This window comes from Geothrix sp. 21YS21S-4 (assembly GCF_030845995.1).
In the GTDB taxonomy this organism is placed as follows: Bacteria; Acidobacteriota; Holophagae; order Holophagales; family Holophagaceae; genus Geothrix.
The window spans coordinates 1,709,442-1,721,713 of sequence record NZ_CP132719.1 but is presented as its reverse complement, the minus strand read 5'-3'; the positions used below and the strand labels follow the sequence as shown (position 1 = coordinate 1,721,713).

At 69.5% G+C, this 12,272-nt stretch carries 13 protein-coding genes; 5 read left to right on the top strand and 8 right to left on the bottom strand.

The features are described 5' to 3' along the window. Positions 1-15: 15 nt before the first annotated feature. From RAH39_RS07825 to purE, 4 genes are all read right to left on the bottom strand, one after another. Entirely contained in the window at positions 16-1,554 is a 1,539-nt protein-coding gene (locus RAH39_RS07825; RefSeq protein ID WP_306589527.1) for a TolC family protein, read from the bottom strand. Positions 1,555-1,699: 145 nt separating this feature from the next. Further along, positions 1,700-2,839: an acyl-CoA dehydrogenase family protein gene (locus tag RAH39_RS07820; RefSeq protein ID WP_306589526.1), complete on the bottom strand. Its 1,140-nt coding sequence runs from the start codon at positions 2,837-2,839 to the stop codon at positions 1,700-1,702. Between the two features lie 28 nt (positions 2,840-2,867). Next, the gene (gene lipB / locus RAH39_RS07815) at positions 2,868-4,007 is read right to left on the bottom strand and encodes a lipoyl(octanoyl) transferase LipB (RefSeq protein WP_306589525.1); all 1,140 of its coding nucleotides are present in this window, start codon (positions 4,005-4,007) and stop codon (positions 2,868-2,870) included. Positions 4,008-4,036: 29 nt separating this feature from the next. Then, positions 4,037-4,528, bottom strand: coding sequence for a 5-(carboxyamino)imidazole ribonucleotide mutase (gene purE, locus RAH39_RS07810; RefSeq protein WP_306589524.1), 492 nt, complete (start codon positions 4,526-4,528; stop codon positions 4,037-4,039). 302 nt (positions 4,529-4,830) lie between these two features. On the opposite strand from purE, the gene RAH39_RS07805 reads away from it, so the two are divergent. Continuing rightward, complete coding sequence (locus tag RAH39_RS07805; protein WP_306589523.1) at positions 4,831-6,063, top strand: BaiN/RdsA family NAD(P)/FAD-dependent oxidoreductase; 1,233 nt, start codon at positions 4,831-4,833, stop codon at positions 6,061-6,063. On the opposite strand, the gene RAH39_RS07800 is transcribed toward RAH39_RS07805, so the two are convergent. From RAH39_RS07800 to RAH39_RS07790, 3 genes are all read right to left on the bottom strand, one after another. Then, on the bottom strand, positions 6,060-7,070 hold the full coding sequence (locus RAH39_RS07800; protein ID WP_306589522.1) for a type I glyceraldehyde-3-phosphate dehydrogenase: 1,011 nt from the start codon (positions 7,068-7,070) through the stop codon (positions 6,060-6,062). The two genes, RAH39_RS07805 and RAH39_RS07800, sit on opposite strands and share 4 nt — an antisense overlap. A gap of 3 nt (positions 7,071-7,073) precedes the next feature. After that, complete coding sequence (gap, locus tag RAH39_RS07795; protein ID WP_306589521.1) at positions 7,074-8,078, bottom strand: type I glyceraldehyde-3-phosphate dehydrogenase; 1,005 nt, start codon at positions 8,076-8,078, stop codon at positions 7,074-7,076. Positions 8,079-8,199: 121 nt separating this feature from the next. After that, complete coding sequence (locus RAH39_RS07790) at positions 8,200-8,424, bottom strand: helix-turn-helix domain-containing protein (protein ID WP_306589520.1); 225 nt, start codon at positions 8,422-8,424, stop codon at positions 8,200-8,202. Positions 8,425-8,564: 140 nt separating this feature from the next. Between RAH39_RS07790 and pyk the strand changes: the two genes are divergently transcribed. After that, complete coding sequence (gene pyk / locus RAH39_RS07785) at positions 8,565-9,986, top strand: pyruvate kinase (RefSeq protein ID WP_306589519.1); 1,422 nt, start codon at positions 8,565-8,567, stop codon at positions 9,984-9,986. Positions 9,987-9,994: 8 nt separating this feature from the next. Continuing rightward, positions 9,995-10,522: a DinB family protein gene (locus RAH39_RS07780; protein WP_306589518.1), complete on the top strand. Its 528-nt coding sequence runs from the start codon at positions 9,995-9,997 to the stop codon at positions 10,520-10,522. Here the strand turns inward: RAH39_RS07780 and RAH39_RS07775 are convergent. Beyond that, on the bottom strand, positions 10,501-10,797 hold the full coding sequence (locus RAH39_RS07775; RefSeq protein ID WP_306589517.1) for a hypothetical protein: 297 nt from the start codon (positions 10,795-10,797) through the stop codon (positions 10,501-10,503). The genes RAH39_RS07780 and RAH39_RS07775 overlap by 22 nt on opposite strands. A 43-nt stretch (positions 10,798-10,840) precedes the next feature. On the opposite strand from RAH39_RS07775, the gene RAH39_RS07770 reads away from it, so the two are divergent. After that, the gene (locus RAH39_RS07770) at positions 10,841-11,005 is read left to right on the top strand and encodes a hypothetical protein (RefSeq protein ID WP_306589516.1); all 165 of its coding nucleotides are present in this window, start codon (positions 10,841-10,843) and stop codon (positions 11,003-11,005) included. 40 nt (positions 11,006-11,045) lie between these two features. Then, on the top strand, positions 11,046-12,272 hold the full coding sequence (locus RAH39_RS07765; protein WP_306589515.1) for a CinA family nicotinamide mononucleotide deamidase-related protein: 1,227 nt from the start codon (positions 11,046-11,048) through the stop codon (positions 12,270-12,272).

Sequence of the window (12,272 nt, the reverse complement as noted above, 5' to 3'; positions counted from 1 at the left end):
TGAATTGGGAATCCCTTACCGCACTTCGAGGTGGCGGGCTTCCAGCAGATGGCCGAGGGCCTTTTCCAGGGACGTGACGGCCTTGGCGTAGGTGATCTGCGCCTGGAGCTCGCTGCTCTTGGCGGTGTCCAGGTCGTTCTGCTTGGAGAGGACGAGGAAGTTGGTGCTCATCCCGTTCTCGAACTTCTTCTGCTCGGCTTCGAGGTCCTTCTCGCGGAAGATGCGCGTCTTCTCGGCGGCGAACACCCCCTTGGCGGAGGCATCTACGTTGCGGAAGGCCTGGCGGACTTCCAGGGTGATGCCCAGTTCGAGGTCGTGGAGGCTCAGCTCGCTGGATCGCCGATTGGCGCGGGCCTGGGCCTGGTAGCCGCGGGCGGAGCGATTCTGGATGGGCAGGGAGAACTGCAGGCCCACGGTGTAGCCAGGGTAGTTGCCCTTGGTGAGATCGCGGTTGACGGCGGTCAGGCCCTCCGACGGCGTCTGGGGGGCGGCGTTCCCGTTGTAGGAGGCGAAGGCGTCCAGCTGGGGCAGGATGCGGTTGTTGGCCGCCCGCTCCAAGACCTGCTTGGATTCCACGTCCAGGTGGGCGCTCTTCAGTTCGATGCGGTTGGCCAGGGCCTGCTGCTCGGCCGTGGCCTCGTTCATCTCCAGGGGCTTGACGCTGGGGGCGTCCGCCAACTCGATGGTGGCGGGCCGTTCCGTGGACGGATAGAGCGCGCGGACCAGGGCGTCCCGGGCGTTCAGGAGCTGGGCGTCGGCGGCGATGATGTCCTGCTCGCGCTGGGCCACCGAGGCTTCCGACGACGTCACTTCGATGGGCGCGAGCGTGCCCACCTGGACGCGGATCTGATTCTCGTTGAGCTGCTTCTGGGCGAGGTCGAGGGCCTGCCGCTTGTTCTCCAGGTTCCGCTGCGCGAAGACCAGATCCCAGTAGAGGGACTCGGTGCTGGCCACCAGGTCGATGATCGACTTCCGGAAGGTCAGATCCGCCACCTGGGCGTTCTTGCGGGCCACGAGGAGGAGGCTCTCGGTGGTGGCGCGGCCGAAGCCGTTCAGAAGGCTCTGGGTGTAAGTGGCGGTGAAGCTGCCGTCGTAGGGATAGGGATTGGAAAGGTTAGAGGACGTGAAGTTGTTCGTCCGGGAAGAGGAGTAGCTGGGGGCGTAGCTCAGGTTGAGGTTGCCGCCCCATCCGAAGTTCTTGGTGGTGCCCACCGTGAGGGCGCGGCTGAAGATCGTCGCGTCCACGAGGCTGTAGCTGCCGTCGAGGTTCTGATAGCGCTCGCCGTCGCGGACTTTGGTGACGCTCAGGCCGCTGTTGAGCTTCCAGTCGAAGACGCCCGATTCAATCAGGACCCCGGCGCGGGTGAAATCGCGGGCCTGGGTGGCGATCTCCACCTGGAGGTTGTTCTTCAGCGAGGTCTCGATGGCGCCCTGGAGGGTGAGGGTCAGCTTGGTGGGAACGGCGGCGCTCGGCGCACCGGCGGGCTTCGGGGCCTCCTGGCCGACCAGGGAGACGGCCGCGAGCAGGGCCGGGAAAATGGGGAGACGCGTCATCACCACTCCTTGAGAGTCGAAAAGAGCCGCCAGGGGACAGGCTGCCTACGGACGGGCCCCGGGGCCGGTTTAGATGGGCCCCGCTAAGCAGGATGCCGGCCTCGCATGATGAGGGCAAGGGGATTTCATCATATGTTGAAAATGTCTACTTGAGCAGTTCCCGGGCGATCACCATGCGCTGGATCTCGCTGGTGCCCTCGTAGATGGTGGTGACTCGCACGTCGCGGTAGAGGCGTTCGACGAGGTATTCGCGGGAATAGCCGTAGCCCCCGTGGATCTGGACGGCGCGGTCGCAGATCCACACCGCGTTTTCCGTGGTGAACAGCTTGGCGGTGGCGGCCTCCTTGGTGCAGGGGCGCCCTTCCTCCTTCAGCGCCGCGGCGTGGTAGACGAGCAGGCGCGCGGCCTGGATGCGGGATTCCATCTCCGCGAGGTAGGTCTGGATCATCTGGTGGTCCCCCAGGACCCGGCCGAAGGACCGGCGTGCCTTGGCGTAGGCCACGCTCTCGTCCAGGGCCCGCTGGGCGATGCCCAGAGCCTGGGCGGCGATTCCGATGCGGCCCCCGTCGAGCCCGCCGAAGGCGACCTTGAGCCCGTCGCCGGGCCGGCCAAGCAGCGCGTCCTCCGGCACGAACGCGTCCTCCAGCGCCACCATCACGGTCTTGCTGGAGCGCAGCCCCATCTTGTCCTCGGGGCGGCCCATCACGACGCCCGGCTGATCGGCGTCCAGGATGAACGCGCTGATCCCCCGCTTGCCCTGGTCGGGATCGGTGCGGGCCATGGTGATGAAGTAGCGCCCGACGCCCCCGTTGGTGATCCAGGCCTTGGCGCCGTTGAGCCGCCAGCCGCCCTCCACGCGGGTGGCGCGGGTCTTGAGGGCCGAGGCGTCCGACCCCGCGTCCGGCTCCGTGAGCATGAACCCGCCGAGGACCGCGCCGCTGGCGAGGGGCGCCAGGTATTTCCGCTTCTGGGCTTCCGTGCCGAAGGCCAGGATGGGCCCGCAGGCCACGGAGTTGTTGACGCTCATGGTCACGGCCACGGATGCGTCCGCGTAGGCGATCTGCTCCAGGGCGAGGATGTAGCCGGGAAAATCGACCCCCGCGCCCCCGTAGGCCTCCGGCACCGTCATTCCTAGGAAGCCCATCTCGCCGAGCTGCTTGACGATGGCGGCCGGAAATTCGCCGCTGGCGTCCCGGGCCGCCGCGCCGGGATCGATCTCGGACATGGCGAATTCGCGCGCGGCGGCGCGGATGGCGGACTGATCCTCGGTGACGGCGGGAAACATGGGCACTCCGGGGGAGTCGTCCAGATTATCAAGCCCCGCAGGAAACCCGAAGGCGCTCCTCCAGCAGCCTCAGCGCCGCTTTCGAGCCGTCCCAGGGCATTAGCGCGCGGGCCTCCTCGAAGCCGCACCACCGGAACTCGCTGTGCTCTGCGGGTTCCAGCCGGACAGCGGTGCCCGGCTCGGTTTCCGCGGCGAAGCAGGTCTCGGTGTTGAACAGGAGATGCGCGTCCGGGAACCGGCCGAAAGCGGGATCGATCCAGAAGCTGTGGGACAGGTCCAGCGGCTCCAGGCGGCCCGCCAGGCCCGTCTCCTCCTGCAGCTCGCGGTGGGCGGACGCCTCGGCGGTCTCGCCGGGCTCCAGCATCCCCGTGACGCTCTGCCACCAGAGACCGCGCTCGGGCACGCGGAGCATCATCAGGAGCTCCGGCCCCTCTGGGCCGCGCCGCCACGTGAGGACGGACACGCTGCGGCTCGCCGGGGGAGTGGGTTGGAGGTCGAGCGCGAGGTAGGTCAGCAGGTGAGCCTGGAGGCGGTCGGCGGCTTCCGTCCAGGTGGGCGCGTCCTCGCCCAGGAGGGAGGCCAGGCTGCACACGCCCTTGTCGGTGAACCCGCAGGGGGTGATCCACCGGAAATGATCGAGGTTGGGCCGCACGTTGAACGCGATCCCGTGGGTGGTGATCCACCGGCTGAGGTGGAGGCCGATGGCGCCCAGCTTCTCGGGCCCGCGCGGCGTGTCCACCCAGATCCCGGGCGCGCCCTTGAGGCGGTCGGCCGTCACGCCGAAGTCCGCCGCCGTGCGGATCATGGCCTCTTCCAGGCCCCGCACCAGCCGCCCCACGTCCTCCCGCCCCCCGCGGAGGTTGCAGATGGGGTAGGCCACGATCTGGCCGGGGCCGTGGTAGGTGACTTCGCCTCCGCGGTCCGTGCGGTGGACGCCCACCCCCTGGGCGGCCAGGAAATCGTCGCTCACGTGGATGTCGGCTGGCGTGGCGTTGCGCCCCAGCGTGAACACCGGGTCGTGCTCCAGGATCACCAGCTGGTCGGGATTTCCGTCCTGGCTGACATGCTCCGCCAGGGTCTTCTGCATCCCCAGGCCGGCGGCGTAGAACACGCGGCCGAAGCGGCGGAGCTGGGCGGGGCGGGGAACGGAGAAGCCGATGTCGGACATGCTCCGAGTCTACCGCTGGCGGCGCATCTTCACGGCAGCCGGTCGTTGAGCAGCACCTTCTGGGTCTGGGCCTCGCGGTAGGCGCGGAGGCGCGTGCGGAGCGCCTCGTCGCCGCCCGCCAGGATGGCCGCGGCCAGCAGCGCGGCGTTGATCGCACCGGCCTTCCCGATCGCCAGGGTGCCCACGGGGATCCCCGCGGGCATCTGGACGATGGACAGCAGCGAATCCATTCCGTTGAGGGCCTTGCTCTGGACCGGCACGCCCAGGACGGGCAGGGCGGTCTTGGCCGCGGCCATCCCCGGCAGGTGGGCCGCGCCGCCGGCTCCGGCGATGATCACGCGCAACCCGCGCCCCTCGGCCCGCTCGCAGTACTTGAACAGCTTGTCCGGCGTGCGGTGGGCGCTCACCACCTCCGCGTCGAAGGGCACGCCCAGCTCCCGCAGGGTCTCCGCCGCGTGCTCCATGGTTTCCCAGTCGGAGCGGCTTCCCATGATGAGGCCGACCAGCGGTGCTCCCGTCATAGCGTTTCTCTCCCAATGGCGTTCGAACGACCCTCGGATCCGAGGCCTGATACCACTTTGCATTCAAAAGATAAGGATCACCACCAAGACGCCAAGGACACCAAGAACCGCATTCCCAGTAGGTAGAGCTTTTCTTGGTGCCTTGGTGTCTTGGTGGTGAAAAGAAAATCTTGGGTCTTGATCGCCCCTGGGTATGAGCCAGCGCAGTCGGCGAAGATGATGAGGCCTGCGGGCGGCGCTCCCGTCATGCTGCCTCCACGCGCGAGCTCCCAGTGTATCTGCGCCTCGGCCATGATGGATCCATGGCGGACGTGGTGGTGGTGGTGGGCGGAGGCGCGGCGGGGCTCGTGGCGGCGTGGCGGGCGGCCAGCCTCGGGCGGCGGGTGCTCCTGCTGGAGGCCAACGGTCGGCTGGGCGTGAAGCTGCGGATCAGCGGGGGCGGAAAGTGCAACATCACCCACGACGGTCCGCCCAAGGCCCTTCTGGCGGCTTTCGCGCGGGACCAGGCGCGCTTCCTCCGGCCTTCCGTCCACGCTTTCGGAAACGCGGCCGTGATGGACCTGTTGCGCCGGGAGGGCGTGGAGACCTACGTTCGGGAGAACGGGCGGATATTTCCGCTGGACCGACCCGGAAGCGCCGCCGCGGTGGTGGAAGCATTCGAAACCCTGGCCCGCCGGGCGGGCGTGACGGTGCGGACGAGCACCCGCGTGACGGGACTCCTGGGTCGCGCCCCCCGCCTGGAAGGGCTGTGGTTGGGAGAGGAGCGGATCGAAGCCGAGACTTTCATCCTTGCCACCGGGGGCGCCAGCTATCCGGAGACGGGGACCCGGGGCGAGGTCCTGGGCTGGCTGAAGGGGCTGGGCGCCCCCGTGAAGCCCTGGTTTCCTGCGCTGGCGCCCATCCCGCTCCAGCGTCCCCGCCCGGCCTGGGAAGGCGTAGCCGTGCGTGGCGGCGAACTGCGGCTGACGGCCGGCTCCCAAGGCGCGCGCCTCGGGGCCTTCGCCGGCGACGTGCTCTTCACGAAGGCCGGGATCAGCGGCCCGGCGGCCCTGGAGTTGAGCCAGGCCGTGGAGCGTGCCCGGCGGGAAGGTGCTGCGTGGCTGTCCTACGCCGTGCTCCGGGAACCGCCCGAAGCCGTGGACGCGGCGCTGCTCACCGAGACCCGCGCGAATCCCCGCCTCCAGGCGGCGACGTGGCTGGGGCGCCATCTGCCGGAGCGGGTCGTGGAACCTCTGCTGGCGGAGGAGGACGTGAGCCCTTCCCTCGCCCTGAAGGAGCTGCCCCGAGCGGCGCGGAAGGCCCTGGTGGGACTCGCGACGGCGCTGCCCTTGGGCGAGCCCCAGCCCGTTCCCCTGGCCCGGGGGGAAGTGGCCGCGGGCGGCGTGGACTTGGCCGCCGTCGATCCCCGGACCATGGCGCTCCGCGGATGGGAGAACCTCCGGATCTGCGGCGAACTGCTGGACGTGGACGGTCCCGTGGGGGGCTACAACCTCCAGGCGGCCTTCAGCACCGGCTACGCGGCGGGATCGTTCTAGAGCCTGCCGGCCAGATCCATCACCAGGTCGCCCAGCCGCGCGGCATAGCCCGTCTCGTTGTCGTGCCAGCCGAACACCTTCACGAAGCGCGAGCCCAGCATCCGGGTGAGCTCCAGGTCCATCAACACGCTTTCCGTTCGGCCGGTGATGTCGCAACTCACGGCGTGGGGATCCGCCAAGCCCACCAGGCCCTTCCAGCGTCCCGCGGCGGCGGCCTCGTAGGCGGTTTGGACCGCGGCGGGATCGGCGTCCCGCCGGAGGGTCGCGGTCAGGTCCACCAGGTTCACGCTGAGGGTGGGCACGCGGAGCGCCACGCCGTCGAAGTCCGGCGGAAGGGCCGGCATGGCCCGGTGCAGGGCGCCGAAGGCGCTCGACGTGGTGGGGATGATGCTCAGGAAGGCCGCGCGCGCCCGGCGGCGGTCCTTGTGGGGCAGATCCAGCAGCCGCTGATCGTTGGTGACCACGTGGACCGTGCTCATGCCCGTGTGTTCGATGCCGAAGGCGTCGTCGAGGATCCGCAGCATGGGCGCGGTGGCGTGGGCGGTGCAGCTGGCGTTGGAGATGACGCGGTGGCGGTCCAGATCCAGCTCGGCCCCGTTCACGGGCGCGATGACGGTGAAGTCCGCGTCGGGACTGGGCGCGCTGATCACCACGTGGGAGACCGGCCCCTTGAGGTGTTGGGCCGCGTCCGCCCGCCGGGTGAACCGGCCGCTGGCCTCCACTACCAGCCGTGCCGCGTTGGGGAATGGAATTTCCGCAGGATTCGACACGTGGAACAACGGTACGCGCCGGTCGCCGAACAGCAGGAAATCCCGGCCATCCTCGGTGAACCCCTCGATGGGGCGCGGGCTGATGCCGTGGATGGAATCGTGGCGCAGCAGGTGGAGGATCTGGTCCAGGGGCGCGGGGTCGTTGACGGCGCACAGCAGGCCGGGCCGGGCGGCGCCCAGCATGCGGACCACCAGCCGGCCGATGCGGCCGAGGCCGTTGAGGGCGATGCCCGTCATGGATTAGATGCGGTCCAGGACGTGGATGCAGAGGTCCTTCAGGCGCGCGGCGTAGCCGAACTCGTTGTCGTACCAGGCGAAGACCTTGACCAGGCGCGGCCCCAGGGCCTTCGTGAGGAAGGGATCGTAGAGGGCGCTGGCGGGATTGCCCACCAGATCCGCGCTCACCAGTTCGGCGTCGAGAACTTCGAGGTACGGCGCCAGGGGGCCGGAAGCGGCGGCGCGGGAAAAGGCCTCCTGCACGGCTTCCATCGAGGCGTCCGCCTTGAGGGTGGCGGTGAGATCCACGATGCTCACGTCGGGGGTGGGGACGCGCACGGCGATCCCGTCCAGGCGGCCCTTCAGGTGGGGCATCACCAGCCCGATGGCCTTGGCCGCGCCGGTGCTGGTGGGGATCATGCTCACGGCGGCGGCCCGGGCGCGGCGCAGGTCCTTGTGCGGCAGGTCGAGGATGCGCTGGTCGTTGGTGTAGCTGTGGACCGTCGTCATGAATCCGTAATCGAGGCCGAAGGCGTCGTCGAGGACCTTCACGATCGGCGCTAGGCAGTTGGTGGTGCAGCTGGCGTTGGAGATCACGCGGTCCTTCTCGGGATCCAGGGCCGTGTCGTTCACGCCCATGACCACGGTCCGGTCCGCGTCCCCCGCTGGGGCGCTGATCAGGACGTGGCTGACGCTCCCCTGGAGGTGGGTGGCGGCCTGGGCGCGCTTGACGAACTTGCCCGTGCATTCCAGCACCACCTGCGCGCCGAGGGCGCCGAAGGGAATGAGCTGGGGATCCTTCTCGGCGTAGACCCGGATGCGGCGGCCGTCCAGCACGAGGTGGTTCCCGTCCGAGGCCACGGGGAAATCCGCCCGCCCGTGGACGGAGTCGTACTTCATCAGGTGGGCCAGGGTGGCGGCGTCGGTGAGGTCGTTCACGGCCACCACCTGGACGTGGGGAACCTTCATGAGGTGGCGCAGGACCAGCCTCCCGATGCGTCCGAGTCCGTTGATGGCCACCTTCTTCATGACGTCCTCCGAGTCCCTTGTTGTAGCGGTCCCATCCCCTCCTGTCGAAGGAAAAGCGACCAGGACCTGACGAAATGAAAAGCCCGGCCGGAGCCGGGCTCGGAAACGGAAGGGCGAAAGCTCAGCTCGCCAGGCTCACCTGGCGCAGGCGGCTGAGGGGCGCCTCCAGCTTCTTGGCGAGGGTGTTGCGGTGGATGCCCAACTCCCGCGCGGCCGCGCTGTGGTTGCCCGAATGGGCCGTCAGCACTTCCTCCAGGTAGAGGCGCTCGAACTCCCGGCGGGCCATCTCCAGGGGGACGCCGCCACGCACCATCTCGGCTACGAGGACTCGCAGCTTCTCACGCATTCCGCCATCTCCATCAGCCGTATCGGGATCCAAAAGGTAGCACCGGGAAGACGTGATGGAAAGCCCCGTGACAAGGGCCAAACGCAGGCGCAGACTGTGGAAAAGTGTGTGGAATGCCTGTGCAGGCGACGGGGGAAAACGTGCGCAAGACCAAACTGGTGATGACGTTGGGACCGGCTCTCATGCAGGGGGATCGCCTGCGGGAATCCCTCCGCGAAGCCGACGCGGTGCGATTGAACGCCAGCCACGGGGAGCCCGGAAGCCGGGCCGAAGCCCTCCGCCAGGTCCGCGAGATCGCCCATGAACTGGGCCGCTCGATTCCGGTCTTCCTCGATCTGCAGGGGCCCAAGTGGCGCGTGGGTCTGCTGGAGGCGCCCATCGACCTGCCCGTGGGCAGCGCGGGCTGCTTCTACGCGCCGGGAAGGCCGGTGCCCGCCGATGCCGCCTGGGCCGCGCCCCTCCCGCATCCCGAGCTGTTCGAGGGTGCCGAGCCCGGCCAGCACTGGCTCCTGGACGACGGCGCCCTGACGGTGAAGATCCTGGCGGTCAGCGGCGACCTGCTCCAGGCCGAGGTCGTCGTGGGCGGGCTGCTCAAGGCGCGGAAGGGCGTCCACCCCATCGGGATGGACATCAACACCGATCCCCTCACGGAGAAGGACCACGCGGACATCCGCTGGGGCGTGGAGCACGGCGTGGACCTGTTCGCCCAGAGCTTCGTGCGGCGGGCCTCCGACATCCAGCAGCTCCAGGCCATCATCCAGCACTTGGGCGGAAACCAGCCCATCATCGCCAAGATCGAGCACCCCACCGCGCTGGCGCACCTCGGCGAGATCCTCGACGTGTCCTGGGGCGTGATGGTGGCCCGCGGCGACCTGGGCGTGGAACTGGGCGTGGAGCGCGTCCCGGGGCTCCAGAAGCAGATCATCAAGGCGGCGCGGCGCGCGCTGAAGCCGGTGATCACCGCCACCCAGATGCTGGAGAGCATGATCGAGCACGCGCAGCCCACCCGGGCCGAGGCCAGCGACGTGGCCAACGCCATTTGGGACGGGACGGACGCGGTGATGCTCAGCGCGGAGAGCGCCACCGGCGCCTATCCCGTGGAGGCCGTGCAGTGGCTGGCCCGGATCGCCGCCGAGGCCGACGCCAACGTCAAGCAGCGCACGCCCACCCTTCCCGACGAACTGGCGGAGAAGGTGCTCGCTCGGACGGAGATCTCCGTGGCCTTCGCCGCGTGCCGCACCGCGGACGAAATCAACGCCCGGTGGATCGTGGCCTTCACCGAGGGCGGCGGCACGGCGCGGATGGTGAGCCGCTTGGCCGGGCGGACGCCGGTTCTCGGCGCCACGGTGGACGAGATCACGGCCCGCCGGATGGGCCTGCTCCGCGGCGTCACGTCCCTGCTCATCCCCCGCCTCACCAACACGGACGAGATGGTGGCCGTGGTGCGGGAGCTGCTGGTGGCCAAGCACGAGCTGGGCGGGCTGGACCGAGTGGTGATGACCATGGGCCTCCCCCTGTGGAAGACGGGCAGCACCAACACCATGAAAGTGATGACGTTCTAGGAGTCGCCATGGGCCTGACCTTTCCCTCTCCCAGCGAGTACCCCGAAGCCTACGCGCCCTACATCGCCGCCGCCGGAGAGGGCGACGTGCTCCTGCGCCTCCAGGACCAGGGGAGCGAAGTCGCACTGCTCTTCGGCAACCTGACGGAGGTCCAAGGCGCGTTCCGCTACGCCGAAGGCAAATGGAGCCTGAAGGACCTGCTCCAGCATTGCGCCGACGCCGAGCGGATCTTCGCGTACCGCTGCCTGCGCATCGGGCGGGGCGACACCACGCCGCTTCCGGGCTTCGACGAGGACGCCTACGCCGCCGCGGCGGCGGCCGACGATCGCTCCATGGCGGATCTCCTGGCGGACTGGTGGGCGGCGCGGAGCGCCAGCCTCACCCTGTTCCGGGGGCTCTCCGACGGGGCGTGGGAGCGCCAGGGCACCACCAACGGCCGGTCCATCATCGCGCGGTGCTTTCCCTTCATCTGCGCCGGGCACACCGCCCACCACCTCGCCGTGGTGCGGGAACGCTACCTCCCGTCGCTGAAGTAGCCCTTCCACCCCTCGATCGCGTCCGCCAGCGCCGCCAACTGGGCCGTCTCCGTGGTGCGGAAGCGGCTGACCAGTTTCCAGCCCTGGGCCACCTTCTGGTAGCGGTGCAGCCACAGGAAGGGGCCTTCCCACTCGCCCTCCGGATCCGTCTTGGTCTTCACCAGGAAGGCCACCGTGGTCCAGGGACCCCGGGCCAGGAACCTGCGGCCCAGTTCCCGCAGGCCGGATTCCTCGTCGGATTCCAGCACCAGGTCGTCGAGATCGGGGATGATCATGGGCACACCTCGTTGAGGCACCAGCATCCCCTGGAGACGCCCGATGGAAAAGCTCATGGGATTCGTCGGCGCCACCGTTGTCAGCCTGGTGGGCTGGTACCTCGGCGCCCTGGTGGGCTTCACCACCGGCGTCGTCCTCAGCATGGTGGGCAGCGGGGTCGGCCTGTGGGTGGGGCGCTGGGCCGCGCGGGAATGGCTGGACTCCTGAGCCCTTGGAGGGCCGCCGCTCCCGTGGTTCCATTCCAGTCATGCGCATCGAATGCATCGCCGTCGGCACCGAGCTGCTCACCACGCGCCGCCTGGACACCAACTCCGTGTGGCTGGGAGAACGGCTCGCCGCCCTGGGACTGGGCTTCCACCGCAAGACCGCGGTGGGCGATGACCGGCAGGATCTGGAGGCACTCTTCCGGGAGGCCCTGACGCGGTCCGAGCTCATCGTCATCACGGGGGGATTGGGCCCGACTTTCGATGATTTCACCAAGGAGTGCTTCGCGCAGATCCTCGGCGCGGAGCTGCGGGAGGACGCCCGCAGCCGGGAGGACATGCTGGCCTTCTACGCGGCGCGCAAGCGCGTGCCGGCGGCCTCCAATTTCAAGCAGGCCCTGATTCCCGTCGGGGCGGAGGCCCTGCCGAACCCCGTGGGCACGGCGCCCGGCGTGTGGTGGGAGGGCCCCTCGGGGCATCCGGGCGTCCGCATCGTCATGCTGCCCGGCGTGCCCCGGGAGATGAAGCGGATGTGGGAGACCCAGGTGGAACCTCGGCTCCGCGCCCTCGCGGGGCGGCCCGTCCACACCCTCCGGCTGGTGGTGGCGGGCGTGCCCGAGAGCACCCTGGACGAGCGGATCCGCCCCGTCCGCGAGCGCCACGCCCACCTGGAATGGACCATCCTCGCCAGCCTCACCCAGGTAGAGCTGCTGGTCCGCGGCCCCGACGCGGCGGCCCTCGACGTGGCCAGGGCCGACCTGGAAGCCGTCCTCGGCGAGGATCTGGCCTGCGCAGGAGAAGGCGATCTGGAGGATGCGGTTCTGGATGACCTGAGGGCGCGGGGAGAGACGCTGGCGGCGGCGGAGAGCGTAACCGGCGGCCTCCTCGCCGCGCGGATCACCGCCATCCCGGGGGCGAGCGAGGTGTTTGCGGGAGGGGCGACGGTCTACACCTCCCCCGCCAAGGCCGCCTTGGCCGGGCTCGAACCGGCTTCGCTCGCCGCCCAGGGCACCGTGTCGGAGGCCACCACGCGCGCCCTGGCCGAAGGGATCCGCGTCAAGCTGGGCGCCACGTGGGGGCTGGGGCTCACGGGCAACGCCGGTCCCACCGCCGAAAGCGGCGAGCCGGTGGGCAGCGTGTTCATCGCGCTGGCGGGTCCGGAAGGGACCGTGGCGCAGCACTTCAACGTGCCCGGGGACCGCGCCGACGTGCGGCTCCGCAGCGTGGGATGGGCCCTGGACCTGCTGCGCCGGGCCCTGCGGAACGGCTGA